This is a genomic window from Streptomyces koelreuteriae (assembly GCF_018604545.1).
Classification (GTDB): Bacteria; Actinomycetota; Actinomycetes; order Streptomycetales; family Streptomycetaceae; genus Streptomyces; species Streptomyces koelreuteriae.
Map to the genome: position 1 here is coordinate 7,058,215 of NZ_CP075896.1, position 13,862 is coordinate 7,072,076.

The window sequence follows — 13,862 nt, forward strand, 5'->3', positions numbered from 1 at the left end:
GGGGGTCAGGATTCGGTGATCGTGGCCTTGTTGATCACGACCGTCGCATTGGGCGCCGTATTGCCCGTCTGAGGGTCGGGAGCCTCGGCTCCGGCCTTGGCGATCTTCGTCAGGACCTTCATGCCCGCCTCGGACACCGTACCGAACGGTGTGTAGTCGGGCGGCAGCTGACTGTCCTGGTAGACGAGGAAGAACTGGCTGCCGCCGCTGTCCCGTCCCTGCTTCGTCTGGGCGTTGTACTGGTTCGCCATCGCGACCGTGCCCGCCGGGTACACCCCGCCCTTGAGGCTCTTGTCCTTGAGGTTCTCGTCCGGGATCGTGTAGCCCGGTCCGCCCATGCCGGTGCCCTGCGGGTCACCGCACTGCAGGACGTAGATGCCCTGGTTGGTGAGCCGGTGGCACTTGCTGTGGTCCAAGTACCCCTTGCCGAGAAGGTAGTTGAACGAGTTGACGGTGTGCGGCGCCGCCGACGCCTTCAGCGCGACGTCTATCTCACCGCACGTCGTGTCCAGCTTCATCGTGTACTTCGCCGACTCGTCGATCGACATCGCGGGTTCCTTCTTCCAGGTCTGCGACTCGACCTTGCCCGCGGCGGGCTTCTCGCACGGATCCGGGGCCTTGCTGGGCGTCGCACTCGGTGTGACGTCCGCGTTCGCGTTCTCCGTCTTGCCGTTGTCCTCGAACGGCTTGGTCAGGAAGACCGTCACGGAGAGCACCACGACCACGCCGAGGACCGAGGCGATCACGGAGTTGCGGATACGGGCCTTGCGTCGAGCGTCCGTGCGTCGCTGCTGCTGCCGCAAGAACTTCTCCCGGGCGAGCTGACGCCGCCGCTGTTCCTGGCTGACCACCGGGTTCTCTCCTCATGAGTCTGATGCGTCGACCGGTACGCGTGCGTCCTGTGTGCCGAGCGCCTGCGTGTGCCCCGTACCGTATATGGGTTCGCTGAGGAATCGGCAGCGCCGGTAGGCTCTGTCACCAGCCGCAGCCTCCCGTATCGACACAACGAAGGACGATCGTGCTCATTGCCGGGTTCCCCGCCGGGGCCTGGGGGACGAACTGCTACCTCGTCGCCCCCGCCGCCGGTGAGGAGTGCGTGATCATCGACCCCGGCCATCAGGCCGCCGACGGCGTCGAGGAAGCGATCAGAAAGCATCGGCTCAAGCCCGTCGCCGTCGTCCTCACCCACGGCCACATCGACCATGTCGCCTCGGTCGTCCCGGTGTGCGGCGCGCACGACGTGCCCGCCTGGATCCACCCCGACGACCGGTACATGATGAACGACCCCGAGAAGGGGATCGGCCGTTCCATCGGGATGCCGCTCCTGGGTGAACTGACCGTGGGGGAGCCGGACGACGTCAAGGAGCTGGCCGACGGGGCGAAGCTGGAGCTGGCGGGCCTGGAGCTGTCCGTCGCGCACGCGCCCGGCCATACCAAGGGGTCGGTGACCTTCGGCATGCCCGAGGCGGCGGACATCCCGCCGATCCTGTTCTCGGGCGACCTGCTGTTCGCCGGCTCCATCGGACGCACCGACCTGCCCGGCGGTGACATGGCCGAGATGCTCGACTCGCTGGGCCGCGTGTGCCTGCCGCTCGACGACTCGACCGTGGTGCTGTCCGGCCACGGCCCCCAGACGACCATCGGCCAGGAGCGCGCCACCAACCCGTATCTGCGGCAGGTGGCGGCCGGCCAGGGAGCTCAGCCCGCTCCCCGACGAGGAATGTGACGAGACCTTCCGTGAGCACCTTCAAGGCCCCCAAGGGCACGTACGACCTGATCCCGCCGGACTCCGCGAAGTACCTGGCGGTCCGTGAGGCGATCGCCGCTCCGCTGCGGGACTCCGGCTACGGCTACATCGAGACGCCGGGCTTCGAGAACGTCGAGCTCTTCGCACGCGGTGTCGGCGAGTCGACGGACATCGTGACGAAGGAGATGTACGCCTTCGAGACCAAGGGCGGCGACAGGCTGGCCCTGCGCCCCGAAGGCACGGCGTCCGTCCTGCGCGCCGCGCTGGAGGCCAACCTGCACAAGGCCGGCAACCTCCCGGTCAAGCTCTGGTACTCCGGTTCGTACTACCGCTACGAGCGTCCCCAGAAGGGCCGCTACCGCCACTTCTCGCAGGTCGGCGCCGAGGCGATCGGCGCGGAGGACCCGGCGCTGGACGCCGAGCTGATCATCCTGGCCGACCAGGCGTACCGCTCGCTGGGCCTGAGCAACTTCCGGATCCTGCTCAACAGCCTGGGCGACCAGGAGTGCCGCCCGGTGTACCGCACGGCACTGCAGGACTTCCTGCGCGGCCTCGACCTGGACGAGGACACCCTGCGCCGGGCGGAGATCAACCCGCTGCGCGTCCTCGACGACAAGCGTGAGACGGTCCAGAAGCAGCTGGGCGACGCCCCGCTCCTTCGCGACTACCTCTGTGACGCGTGCAAGGCGTACCACGAGGAGGTCCGCGAGCTGATCACGGCGGCGGGCGTCGCCTTCGAGGACGACGTGAAGCTGGTCCGCGGCCTCGACTACTACACCCGCACCACCTTCGAGTTCGTCCACGACGGCCTCGGCTCCCAGTCCGCGGTGGGCGGCGGCGGCCGCTACGACGGTCTCTCCGAGATGATCGGCGGCCCCGCCCTGCCGTCCGTCGGCTGGGCCCTCGGCGTCGACCGCACGGTCCTCGCCCTGGAGGCGGAGGGCGTCGAACTCGAACTCCCCGCCACCACCAGCGTGTTCGCCGTCCCGCTCGGCGAGGAGGCCCGCCGCGTCCTGTTCGCCAAGGTCACGGAACTCCGCAAGAACGGCATCGCGGCCGACTTCTCCTACGGCTCCAAGGGCCTCAAGGGCGCCATGAAGAACGCCAACCGCAGCGGCGCCCGCTACACGGTCGTGGCGGGGGAGAGGGACCTCGCCGAGGGCGTCGTCCAGCTCAAGGACATGGAGTCGGGCGAGCAGACGGCAGTGGGAGTGAACGAGATCGTGGCCGAGCTGGAGGCCCGGCTGGGCTGACGTGAGCGCGAAGGCGCCGGAGCCATCCGGCGCCTTCCTCACTGCTCCAGCAGCCCGAACCGCATCGCGCTGGTGACGGCCGCAGTCCGGTCGTCCACCCCCAGCTTGCCGAAGATCCGCAGCAGATACGTCTTCACCGTCGACTCCCCGATGAACAACCGGCGCCCGATCTCCGCGTTCGTGCAGCCCTCCGCGACCAGCCGCAGCACCGCCACCTCGCGCTCCGACAGCCGCGGCCGCTCCGGCTTGGTCCGCAACTGGTCCACCAGCCGGGCGGCGACGGACGGCGCGAGGACCGTCTCGCCGCGTGCCGCCGCCCGTACGGCCTCGGCGAGTTCGGCACGCGGCAGGTCCTTCAGCAGATAGCCCGCGGCCCCGGCCTCCACGGCTCGCAGGATGTCCCGGTCCGTCTCGTACGTCGTCAGCACGACCACCCGGCACGGCAGCCCGGCCCGCGTCATCCGCACGATGGAGTCCACACCGCCGCCACCCGGCATCCGCAGATCCATCAGCACGATGTCGGGCCGCAACTCCGCCGCCAGCGCCTCCGCCTGCGGACCACTGGACGCGTCGGCGACGACCTCCAGGTCCGACTCGGCACTGAGCATCGCCCGCAGCCCCTCCCGTACGACGGGATGGTCGTCGGCCAGGATGATCCGGATCACGGCAGCTCTCTCCTCACGACCGGCAGCCGGACGGTCACGGCCGTGCCGTCACCCGGGGCACTGCGCACCTCCGCGGTGCCGCCCACCTCGACGGCCCGGGCCCGCAGCCCCGCGAGACCGTATCCGCCACGGACCGCCGCCGGATCGAAACCGCAGCCGTCGTCCCGTACGGACACCATCAGCGAGTCGTCCCCGTACGCCAGCGACACCCCGACCGTCACCGAACTCCCCGCGTGCTTACGGGCATTGGCCAGCGCCTCCTGGCAGGCGCGCAGGGCGACCACCTCGGGCCCGGCGGGCAGCATCCGCACCGGCCCGGTCACCTCCAGCCTCGCGTCATGCCGCGTGGCGAGGCGCCGCAGCGCATCCGGCAGGGACGCGCCGTCGAGGTCGGCGGGAGCGCCCCCGGCGACCAGGGCCCGGGCCTCGGCGAGGTTCTGCCGGGCCGTCTCGTCCATCAGCCGCAGATGCCGCCGCGCCTCGGGCAGGTCGTGATCCAGCTCCGCCTCGACCGCCTGGACCAGCATCACCAGACTGGTGAAGCCCTGCGCGAGCGTGTCGTGGATCTCCCGGGCCAGCCGCTCCCGCTCGGCCAGTGCCCCATGGGCCTCCGACAGCCGGCCGATCTCGTGCCGGCTCGCGTCCAGCTCCGCGATCAACTCGGCCCGCTCCTGGCTCTGTTCGATGATCCGGATGGTCCAGATGCCGAGCGCCACCGAGAACACCAGCGTGACCACGCAGAACAGCACATTGAAGACCACGTCCCGGGTGTCGGGACGCCACAGCAGCGCCCAGCCCGCCACGGGCACCAGGTTGATCACGGCCACGGCCATCAGTGCCGATCGCAGCCGCAGCGTCATGAAGCACTGCGGGATCAGCGCGAACGCCAGCAGCCGCGTCTCACCGGCGAGCACCGCCGACGGCAGGAACAACGCCAGCGCCGCAGCCAGATAGCCGACCGTCCGCCGCTGGTCGGGCGGATCGCCCTGGATCAGACGCCGCCCGACCACCACGTACAGCGGGACCAGCGGGACGAGCAGCGCGGGCGCGATCGCACGGACCGGCCAGCCGGGATGCTCCGCGGCCAGCGCATAGGCCACGGTGGCCAGCCAGATGAGCGCGAAGTACGTGTCCCAGATCCGGAACGAGCGCTCCCAGTGGTAGGCGCTGCCGGCGTCCGCCGCATCGCTCATCCCTCGCGCCGGTCCTTCCAGCGGAACGTCAGCAGGCACAGCGCCAATCCTCCGACGCACCACGCGGCGAGCACCAGAGCCACGCGCCCGAGCTCCCAGCTCCCCGCCTGCTCCAGCACCTGCGCCGACTCCGGCAGGAACACCCCGCGCAGCCCCTGGCACATCCACTTCAGCGGGAACAGCGCACCGACCGTCAGCATCCAGTCCGGGATGGTGCCGATGGCGATGTACACCCCGGAGATGAACTGCAGCACCAGGAACGGCAGGACGACCACGGAACTGGCACTGTTCGCGGACTTCGGCACCGAACTGATCGCGATGCCGAGCAGGGCGCACGCCGTGATCCCCAGCACGAAGATCCACACCAGATCGAACCAGCGGCCCGCGCCCGAGGGCAGGTCCACGTCGTAGAAGGCCGTGCCGATCGCGAGCAGGATCACCGTCTCCAGCAGACCCGTGAAAAGAACCAGCCAGATCTTGCCCAGGAAATACGCCGTCGGCGGCATCGGCGTACCGCGCAGCCGGCGCAGCACCTTGTCCTGCCGCTCGACGGCGATCGAGATGCCGAGCGCCTGGAAACTCGTCGACATGATGCCGGCGGCCATCATCGCCGGGACGTACAGCTGCGAGGCGGTGATACCCGCCCCCTCCACGTCGTCCTTGAAGATCGATGCGAACAGGAACAGGAAGACGACCGGGAAGGCGAAGGTGAACACCACCTGGTCGCGCTGCCGGAAGAACTGTTTGATCTCCAGCGCGCCCCGCCGCAGCCCGAGCCCCCACGCACCGGGCAGCCGCTCCGCGCCGACCTCCCCGCGCTCCCGTACGACGGTCGTGGTCATGCCCCGTCCTCCTGTCCGGTGAGCCGGAGGTAGACGTCCTCCAGCGTGGGCCGGCTGACCGTCAGCCCCGGGATCTCGCCGTCGAAGCGGTGCAGGAGCCCGGCGACCGTGCGGGTCGGCGTCTCGGTGCGCACGCTGCGCGGACTGCCGTCCGGCTCCGTCCACTCGACGACGGCCTCGGTGCCGAACCGCTCCCGCAGCGCCCCGGGCTCGCCCTCGGCGACGATCCGGCCCTTGGCGACGACGGCCAGCCGGTGCGCGAGGGCCTCCGCCTCCTCCAGATAGTGCGTGGTCAGCACGATCGTCGTGCCCTCGTCGGCCAGGGCACGGATCAGCGACCAGAACCGCCGCCTGGCCGCCGGGTCGAACCCGGTCGTCGGCTCGTCCAGGAGCAGCAGGTCCGGGCCGCCGATCACGCCGAGCGCCACGTCCAGGCGACGGCGCTGACCGCCCGACAGCGCCTTGATCCGGCTGTTCGCCTTCGCCTCCAGACCGACCAGGCCGATGACCTCCTCGGGGTCGCGCGGCCGGGGGTAGTAGCGGGCGAAGTGCCGTACGGTCTCCCGGACCGTCAACTCGGCGGGCGCGGATTCGTCCTGCCAGACGATTCCGACACGTGAGCGCCACGCGCGCGTGGCGGTCGCCGGGTCCGACCCGAGCACGGACACCTCGCCCGCGTCCCGGTCCCGATTGCCCTGGAGGATCTCCACCGTGGTGCTCTTGCCCGCGCCGTTGGGTCCCAGCAGGCCGAACACCTCGCCGCGCCGGATGCCGAGGTCGACACCGTCGACGGCGGTCACGTCCCCGTAGCGCTTGCGCAGCCCCCGCACGTCCACGGCGAGGTCGTACCCGTGTGCTGTCATGCGCCGATCATCGGCCGGAACCGAGCGCTCAGGGCCGACCGTGCGGACATCCTTATGTCCACTGAACGGTGGACAGACCCCCGTGTGCGGCACAATGGCCGTGCCCGAAGTTGGTCAGGCCTCAAGCGACGGAATCGGCGTGATGAGCAAGACGACAGTCAAGGACGTCTCCATGGAGCCCGAGACGGAGCGCGCCGAGACCGCGCCCCGCACCGAGGGCGGCAGCCGGGCCCTCGCCCTGCTGCTGGTGATCACCGGCGCGGCCGGACTGCTCGCCGCCTGGGTCATCACGATCGACAAGTTCAAGCTCCTCGAGGCCAAGGTCGAGGGCAAGACGTTCACGCCCGGCTGCAGCCTCAACCCCGTCGTCTCCTGCGGCAGCGTCATGGAGAGCAAGCAGGCCGCCGTCTTCGGCTTCCCGAACCCGATGCTCGGCCTCGTCACCTACGGCATCGTCATCGGCGTCGGCATGGCCCTGCTCGCCCGCGCCCGCTTCCCCCGCTGGTACTGGCTCACCTTCAACGCCGGCTGCCTGTTCGGCGTCGTCTTCTGCGCCTGGCTGATGTTCCAGTCCCTGTACCGGATCAACGCGCTGTGCCTGTGGTGCTGCCTGGCCTGGGTCGCGACGATCATCATGTTCTGGTACGTGACGTCCTTCAACATCCGCAAGGGCTTCCTCCCGGCCCCGAGCTGGCTGAGGAGCTTCTTCGGCGAGTTCACCTGGGTCCTGCCCGTGCTGCACATCGGCATCATCGGCATGCTGATCCTGACCCGCTGGTGGGACTTCTGGACCAGCTGAGCCCGGTGCCGCAGGGCCCGGCGGGATTGTCAGTGCGGTGATTTAGGGTTTCTGACGTGGAGCCCGACCTGTTCACCGCCGCAGCAGAAGAACGCCAGGAGAAGGAGCCGTCCAGCAGCCCCCTGGCGGTGCGGATGCGCCCGCGCACCCTCGACGAGGTCGTGGGGCAGCAGCATCTGCTGAAGCCGGGCTCGCCCCTGCGCAGACTCGTCGGCGAGGCCTCAGGCCCCGCCGGCGCCTCCTCCGTCATCCTCTGGGGCCCGCCCGGCACCGGCAAGACCACCCTGGCGTACGTGGTCTCCAAGGCCACCGACGCCCGCTTCGTCGAACTGTCGGCGATCACCGCGGGCGTCAAGGAGGTCCGCGCGGTCATCGACGGCGCCCGCCGCGCCTCCGGCGGCTACGGCAAGGAGACCGTCCTCTTCCTCGACGAGATCCACCGCTTCAGCAAGGCCCAGCAGGACTCCCTGCTCCCCGCCGTCGAGAACCGCTGGGTCACGCTGATCGCGGCGACGACGGAGAACCCGTACTTCTCGGTGATCTCGCCCCTGCTGTCCCGCTCCCTGCTGCTCACCCTCGAACCGCTCACGGACGACGACATCAAGGGCCTGCTCCGCCGCGCCCTCACCGACGAGCGCGGCCTCAAGGACGCCGTCGCCCTCCCCGAGGAGACCGAGAGCCACCTCCTGCGCATCGCCGGCGGCGACGCCCGCCGCGCCCTCACCGCCCTGGAGGCGGCCGCCGGAGCCGCCCTCGACAAGGGCGAGACGGAGATCGGCCTGACCACCCTGGAGGAGACGGTCGACCGGGCCGCCGTGAAGTACGACCGCGACGGCGACCAGCACTACGACGTGGCCAGCGCCCTGATCAAGTCCATCCGCGGCTCCGACGTGGATGCCGCCCTGCACTATCTGGCCCGGATGATCGAGGCCGGCGAAGACCCCCGTTTCATCGCCCGCCGCCTGATGATCTCCGCCAGCGAGGACATCGGCCTGGCCGATCCGAACGCCCTGCAGATCGCGGTCGCCGCCGCCCAGGCCGTCGCCATGATCGGCTTCCCCGAGGCCGCCCTCACCCTCAGCCACGCCACGATCGCCCTCGCCCTGGCGCCCAAGTCCAACGCCGCGACCACCGCGATAGGCACCGCCCTGGAGGACGTACGCAAGGGGCTCGCCGGGTCCGTACCCGCGCACCTGCGCGACAGCCACTACAAGGGCGCGACCAAGATCGGCCACGGCCAGGGCTACGTCTACCCGCACGACCTGACCGAGGGCATCGCCGCTCAGCAGTACGCCCCGGACGCCCTCAAGGACCGCGAGTACTACACACCGACCCGGCACGGCGCGGAGGCCCGCTACGCGGACGCGGTCGAATGGACCCGGAAGAACCTCGGTCGAAAGCGGTCCTGAGCACCCTGTAAACTCAGCCGGAGTGCCGCGTCCCGTGCAGTCAGAACGGGACAGTCGGCCGGAGCCGATCCTCCGGGATCGGCCCCAGGAGCGTCGCGCACCGTCGAACGGTGTCGCGGGCAGCCCACCACCACCCGTCCCCGGACGGGACCGGCCGGTGGGCCACTCGCGTGCTGCACGTATGTGCCCAGACCAGGGAGCGGCTGCCCACCACGTCCTCGCGGGCGAGGCGGGTTTCCCGGCTGCGGATGCGACCTCCCAGAACCCTGACAAGCCGGAAAACCAGGAAAGAGACACACAGTGGCGAACCAGTCCCGCCCCAAGGTCAAGAAGTCGCGTGCCCTCGGCATCGCGCTGACCCCGAAGGCCGTCAAGTACTTCGAGGCCCGTCCCTACCCCCCGGGTGAGCACGGCCGCGGCCGCAAGCAGAACTCGGACTACAAGGTCCGTCTGCTCGAGAAGCAGCGTCTGCGCGCCCAGTACGACGTGTCCGAGCGCCAGCTCGTCCGCGCCTACGACCGCGCCTCCAAGGTCCAGGGCAAGACCGGTGAGGCCCTGATCATCGAGCTCGAGCGCCGTCTCGACGCGCTGGTGCTGCGTTCGGGCATCGCCCGCACGATCTACCAGGCCCGCCAGATGGTCGTCCACGGCCACATCGCGGTCAACGGCAAGAAGGTCGACAAGCCCTCCTTCCGTGTCCGTCCGGACGACGTCGTGCAGGTGCGCGAGCGCTCCAAGGAGAAGACCCTCTTCACGATCGCCCGTGAGGGTGGCTTCGCCCCCGACGGCGAGACCCCGCGCTACCTCCAGGTGAACCTCAAGGCCCTGGCGTTCCGCCTGGACCGCGAGCCGAACCGCAAGGAGATCCCGGTGATCTGCGACGAGCAGCTCGTCGTCGAGTACTACGCCCGCTGATCCTCGGCAGGCACGCGGTACGACAGCCCGCCGTCTCCCCGTCCCTTCCGGGCGGGCGAGGCGGCGGGCTTTCGCGAATCCGCCGTCGCCGGGCGGCAATCCGGTACGGAGCCGCACCCCCGGCGCGATAGGCTCGTGGCACGACTTTCTCGTATTCAGGCAGATGTTCAGGCACGTTTCAGGGAGCGGGTGCAGACAGTGTCCGGTGGAGAGGTGGCCGGAATCCTGGTGGCCGTCTTCTGGGCGATCCTGGTCTCCTTCCTCGCCGTCGCGCTGGCGAGGCTGGCCCAGACGCTCAAGGCGACCACCAAGCTCGTGGCGGACGTGACCGACCAGGCCGTCCCGCTGCTGGCCGACGCCTCCTCGGCGGTGCGCTCCGCGCAGACCCAGATCGACCGGGTCGACTCGATCGCCTCCGACGTCCAGGAGGTGACGTCGAACGCCTCCGCGCTGTCGACCACCGTCGCCTCGACTTTCGGCGGTCCCCTGGTCAAGGTCGCCGCCTTCGGCTACGGCGTGCGCCGGGCCCTCGGCGGCCGCAAGGAGGACGTGCCCGCCAAGGCGTCCAGGCGTACCGTGATCGTGGGCCGCACGGTCTCGCGACGCGGCGCCCGAGGGAAGAGGGACTGAGAGCAAGCGATGTTCCGCCGTACCTTCTGGTTCACCACGGGCGTCGCCGCCGGCGTGTGGGCCACCACCAAGGTGAACCGCAAGCTGAAGCAGCTCACGCCCGAGAGCCTCGCCAAAGCCGCGGGCACCAAGGCGATCGAGGCCGGCCACCGGCTCAAGGACCGCGCGGTCGACTTCGCGCTCGACGTCCGGGACAACATGGCCCAGCGGGAGGAAGAGCTGGGGGATGTCCTCGGCATCAACAGCGACCCCGAACTGCCCGCGCCTCGGCGGTACACCGCCATTGAGAACAGCAAAAACCCGAAGTCCGTCGACAGCGACAGGACGACGTACTCGTACAACCGGAATGAGGACCACTGATGGAGTCGGCTGAGATTCGCCGCCGCTGGTTGAGCTTCTTCGAGGAGCGCGGTCACACCGTCGTCCCTTCGGCGTCGCTCATCGCGGACGACCCGACTCTGCTCCTCGTCCCGGCCGGCATGGTGCCCTTCAAGCCCTACTTCCTGGGTGAGGTCAAGCCGCCCTTCGACCGCGCCACGAGCGTGCAGAAGTGTGTGCGTACGCCGGACATCGAAGAGGTCGGCAAGACCACCCGGCACGGCACGTTCTTCCAGATGTGCGGCAACTTCTCCTTCGGCGACTACTTCAAGGAAGGCGCCATCAAGCACGCCTGGGAGCTGCTCACCGGCTCCCAGGACAAGGGCGGTTACGGCCTCGACCCCGAGCGCCTGTGGATCACCGTCTACAAGGACGACGACGAGGCCGAGCGCATCTGGCACGACGTCGTCGGCGTGCCGAAGGAGCGCATCCAGCGCCTCGGCATGAAGGACAACTACTGGTCCATGGGCGTGCCCGGCCCGTGCGGTCCCTGTTCCGAGATCAACTACGACCGCGGCCCCGAGTTCGGCGTCGAGGGCGGCCCCGCCGTCAACGACGAGCGGTACGTGGAGATCTGGAACCTCGTCTTCATGCAGTACGAGCGCGGCGAGGGCATCGGCAAGGACAACTTCGAGATCCTCGGCGAGCTGCCGAGCAAGAACATCGACACCGGCCTCGGTCTCGAGCGCCTCGCCATGATTCTGCAGGGTGTGCAGAACATGTACGAGATCGACACCTCGATGGCGGTCATCGAGAAGGCCACCGAGCTGACCGGCGTCCGCTACGGCGACGCCCATGAATCGGATGTCTCCCTGCGCGTGGTCACCGACCACATGCGCACCTCGGTGATGCTCATCGGCGACGGCGTCACCCCGGGCAACGAGGGCCGCGGCTATGTGCTGCGCCGCATCATGCGCCGCGCCATCCGCAACATGCGCCTGCTCGGTGCCACCGGTCCGGTCGTCAAGGACCTGATCGACACCGTGATCGGCATGATGGGCCAGCAGTACCCCGAGCTCATCACCGACCGCGAGCGCATCGAGAAGGTCGCCCTCGCCGAGGAGAACGCCTTCCTCAAGACGCTGAAGGCCGGCACCAACATCCTCGACACGGCCGTCACCGACACCAAGGCCTCCGGCGGCACCGTCCTGCCCGGCGACAAGGCCTTTCTGCTCCACGACACCTGGGGCTTCCCGATCGACCTCACCCTGGAGATGGCCGCCGAGCAGGGCCTCTCCGTGGACGAGGACGGCTTCCGCCGCCTGATGAAGGAGCAGCGGGAGCGCGCCAAGGCCGACGCCCAGGCCAAGAAGACCGGCCACGCCGGCACCGGCGCCTACCGTGAGATCGCCGACCGGGCCGGTGCCACCGACTTCATCGGCTACACCGCCACCGAGGGCGAGTCGAGGATCGTCGGCATCCTCGTCGACGGCGCCTCCTCCCCGGCCGCCACCGAGGGCGACGAGGTCGAGATCGTCCTCGACCGCACCCCGTTCTACGCCGAGGGCGGCGGCCAGATCGGCGACACCGGCCGGATCAAGGTCGACACCGGTGCCGTCATCGAGATCCGCGACTGCCAGAAGCCGGTCCCTGGCGTGTACGTCCACAAGGGCGTCGTCCAGGTCGGCGAGGTCACCGTCGGCGCCACGGCCCACGCCTCGATCGACTCCCGTCGCCGCACGGCCATCGCCCGCGCCCACTCGGCCACGCACCTCACCCACCAGGCGCTGCGCGACGCCCTCGGCCCGACGGCCGCCCAGGCCGGTTCCGAGAACCAGCCCGGCCGCTTCCGCTTCGACTTCGGCTCGCCGTCCGCCGTTCCCACGGCCGTGATGACCGACGTCGAGCAGCGGATCAACGAGGTCCTCTCCCGCGACCTCGATGTGCAGGCCGAGGTCATGGGCATCGACGAGGCCAAGAAGGCCGGTGCCATCGCCGAGTTCGGCGAGAAGTACGGCGAGCGCGTGCGCGTCGTGACCATCGGCGACTTCTCCAAGGAGCTGTGCGGTGGCACGCATGTGCACAACACCGCCCAACTGGGTCTGGTGAAGCTGCTCGGCGAATCGTCGATCGGTTCGGGTGTTCGCCGTATCGAGGCCCTGGTCGGTGTCGACGCCTACAACTTCCTCGCCCGTGAGCACACGGTCGTCGCCCAGCTCCAGGAGCTGATCAAGGGCCGCCCGGAGGAGCTCCCGGAGAAGGTCTCCGCCATGCTCGGCAAGCTGAAGGACGCCGAGAAGGAGATCGAGAAGTTCCGCGCGGAGAAGGTCCTCCAGGCCGCCGCCGGTCTCGCCGAGTCCGCCAAGGACGTCCGCGGCATTGCGGTCGTGACCGGTCAGGTGCCGGACGGCACCACCGCCGACGACCTGCGTAAGCTCGTCCTCGACGTGCGCGGACGCATCCAGGGCGGTCGGGCGGCCGTCGTCGCCCTCTTCACGGTCGCGAACGGCAAGCCGCTCACGGTCATCGCCACCAACGAGGCCGCCCGCGAGCGCGGCCTCAAGGCCGGTGACCTCGTCCGTACGGCCGCCAAGACGCTCGGCGGCGGCGGTGGCGGCAAGCCGGACGTCGCCCAGGGCGGTGGCCAGAACCCGGCCGCCGTCGGCGACGCCGTGGACGCCGTGGAGCGCCTGGTCGCCGAGACGGCCAAGTAAGAGACGGGTCAGAGCACATGCGCAGAGGACGTCGACTCGCGATCGACGTCGGGGACGCCCGGATCGGGGTCGCCTCGTGCGACCCCGACGGGATCCTCGCCACCCCCGTGGAGACGGTCCCGGGGCGTGACATCCCCGCAGCTCAGCGGCGGTTGAAGCAACTCGTCGAGGAGTACGAGCCGCTCGAGGTCGTCGTCGGGCTCCCGCGCTCCCTCAAGGGGGGCGAGGGCCCGGCCGCGGTCAAGGTCCGTGCCTTCGTCCAGGAACTGGCCCGCATGATCGCCCCGGTTCCGGTCAGACTCCTCGACGAACGTATGACCACGGTGACGGCCAGTCAGGGACTGCGCGCTTCCGGCGTGAAGTCCAAGAAGGGCCGTTCCGTGATCGACCAGGCAGCCGCGGTGGTCATCCTCCAGCAGGCGCTTGAATCCGAACGGGTGTCAGGTAAAGCACCCGGCGAAGGCGTCGAAGTGGTCATCTGATCGCGATACGGTAACGTTCCGCGCGATGCGCC

14 protein-coding genes are annotated in these 13,862 nt (G+C 69.6%); 9 read left to right on the top strand and 5 right to left on the bottom strand.

Annotated features, from left to right (window positions below):
• Window positions 1-5: 5 nt before the first annotated feature.
• Window positions 6-851, bottom strand: a complete 846-nt coding sequence (locus tag KJK29_RS31855; RefSeq protein ID WP_215122619.1) for a peptidylprolyl isomerase — start codon at window positions 849-851, stop codon at window positions 6-8.
• Window positions 852-1,018: 167 nt separating this feature from the next.
• On the opposite strand from KJK29_RS31855, the gene KJK29_RS31860 reads away from it, so the two are divergent.
• Both KJK29_RS31860 and hisS read left to right on the top strand, forming a co-directional pair.
• Complete coding sequence (locus KJK29_RS31860) at window positions 1,019-1,726, top strand: MBL fold metallo-hydrolase (protein WP_215122620.1); 708 nt, start codon at window positions 1,019-1,021, stop codon at window positions 1,724-1,726.
• Between the two features lie 11 nt (window positions 1,727-1,737).
• Window positions 1,738-3,000, top strand: a complete 1,263-nt coding sequence (gene hisS / locus KJK29_RS31865; protein ID WP_215122621.1) for a histidine--tRNA ligase — start codon at window positions 1,738-1,740, stop codon at window positions 2,998-3,000.
• Window positions 3,001-3,038: 38 nt separating this feature from the next.
• On the opposite strand, the gene KJK29_RS31870 is transcribed toward hisS, so the two are convergent.
• From KJK29_RS31870 to KJK29_RS31885, 4 genes are read right to left on the bottom strand one after another with little or no spacing between them, the layout of a single operon-like run.
• On the bottom strand, window positions 3,039-3,665 hold the full coding sequence (locus tag KJK29_RS31870; protein ID WP_215122622.1) for a response regulator: 627 nt from the start codon (window positions 3,663-3,665) through the stop codon (window positions 3,039-3,041).
• Complete coding sequence (locus KJK29_RS31875; protein ID WP_215122623.1) at window positions 3,662-4,858, bottom strand: sensor histidine kinase; 1,197 nt, start codon at window positions 4,856-4,858, stop codon at window positions 3,662-3,664. Before KJK29_RS31875 ends, KJK29_RS31870 begins: the two co-directional genes overlap by 4 nt.
• On the bottom strand, window positions 4,855-5,700 hold the full coding sequence (locus KJK29_RS31880) for an ABC transporter permease (protein ID WP_215122624.1): 846 nt from the start codon (window positions 5,698-5,700) through the stop codon (window positions 4,855-4,857). Before KJK29_RS31880 ends, KJK29_RS31875 begins: the two co-directional genes overlap by 4 nt.
• Window positions 5,697-6,563 carry an ABC transporter ATP-binding protein gene (locus KJK29_RS31885; RefSeq protein WP_215122625.1) on the bottom strand — a complete coding sequence of 289 codons (867 nt, stop codon included), beginning with the start codon at window positions 6,561-6,563 and terminating at the stop codon, window positions 5,697-5,699. The genes KJK29_RS31880 and KJK29_RS31885 overlap by 4 nt, the downstream gene beginning before the upstream one ends.
• A 142-nt stretch (window positions 6,564-6,705) precedes the next feature.
• Between KJK29_RS31885 and KJK29_RS31890 the strand changes: the two genes are divergently transcribed.
• From KJK29_RS31890 to ruvX, 7 genes are all read left to right on the top strand, one after another.
• On the top strand, window positions 6,706-7,362 hold the full coding sequence (locus tag KJK29_RS31890; protein WP_215122626.1) for a vitamin K epoxide reductase family protein: 657 nt from the start codon (window positions 6,706-6,708) through the stop codon (window positions 7,360-7,362).
• A gap of 56 nt (window positions 7,363-7,418) precedes the next feature.
• Window positions 7,419-8,771: a replication-associated recombination protein A gene (locus tag KJK29_RS31895; RefSeq protein WP_215122627.1), complete on the top strand. Its 1,353-nt coding sequence runs from the start codon at window positions 7,419-7,421 to the stop codon at window positions 8,769-8,771.
• Between the two features lie 300 nt (window positions 8,772-9,071).
• Complete coding sequence (rpsD, locus tag KJK29_RS31900) at window positions 9,072-9,686, top strand: 30S ribosomal protein S4 (protein WP_053668303.1); 615 nt, start codon at window positions 9,072-9,074, stop codon at window positions 9,684-9,686.
• A gap of 189 nt (window positions 9,687-9,875) precedes the next feature.
• Window positions 9,876-10,316, top strand: a complete 441-nt coding sequence (locus KJK29_RS31905; protein WP_215122628.1) for a DUF948 domain-containing protein — start codon at window positions 9,876-9,878, stop codon at window positions 10,314-10,316.
• Window positions 10,317-10,325: 9 nt separating this feature from the next.
• Window positions 10,326-10,676 carry a hypothetical protein gene (locus KJK29_RS31910; RefSeq protein WP_215122629.1) on the top strand — a complete coding sequence of 117 codons (351 nt, stop codon included), beginning with the start codon at window positions 10,326-10,328 and terminating at the stop codon, window positions 10,674-10,676.
• Window positions 10,676-13,348 (top strand): alanine--tRNA ligase, encoded by a 2,673-nt coding sequence (gene alaS / locus KJK29_RS31915; protein WP_215122630.1) that lies wholly within the window; start codon window positions 10,676-10,678, stop codon window positions 13,346-13,348. The genes KJK29_RS31910 and alaS overlap by 1 nt, the downstream gene beginning before the upstream one ends.
• A gap of 17 nt (window positions 13,349-13,365) precedes the next feature.
• Window positions 13,366-13,830: a Holliday junction resolvase RuvX gene (ruvX, locus tag KJK29_RS31920; RefSeq protein ID WP_215122631.1), complete on the top strand. Its 465-nt coding sequence runs from the start codon at window positions 13,366-13,368 to the stop codon at window positions 13,828-13,830.
• Window positions 13,831-13,862 lie beyond the last annotated feature (32 nt).

Bases quoted from the DNA above. Each gene is read 5' to 3' on its own strand.
- KJK29_RS31875 (WP_215122623.1), bottom strand. From the start codon at position 4,858: ATGAGCGATGCGGCGGACGCCGGCAGCGCCTACCACTGGGAGCGCTCG.
- KJK29_RS31880 (WP_215122624.1), bottom strand. From the start codon at position 5,700: ATGACCACGACCGTCGTACGGGAGCGCGGGGAGGTCGGCGCGGAGCGG.
- KJK29_RS31885 (WP_215122625.1), bottom strand. From the start codon at position 6,563: ATGACAGCACACGGGTACGACCTCGCCGTGGACGTGCGGGGGCTGCGC.
- KJK29_RS31890 (WP_215122626.1), top strand. From the start codon at position 6,706: ATGAGCAAGACGACAGTCAAGGACGTCTCCATGGAGCCCGAGACGGAG.
- KJK29_RS31910 (WP_215122629.1), top strand. From the start codon at position 10,326: ATGTTCCGCCGTACCTTCTGGTTCACCACGGGCGTCGCCGCCGGCGTG.
- alaS (WP_215122630.1), top strand. From the start codon at position 10,676: ATGGAGTCGGCTGAGATTCGCCGCCGCTGGTTGAGCTTCTTCGAGGAG.
- ruvX (WP_215122631.1), top strand. From the start codon at position 13,366: ATGCGCAGAGGACGTCGACTCGCGATCGACGTCGGGGACGCCCGGATC.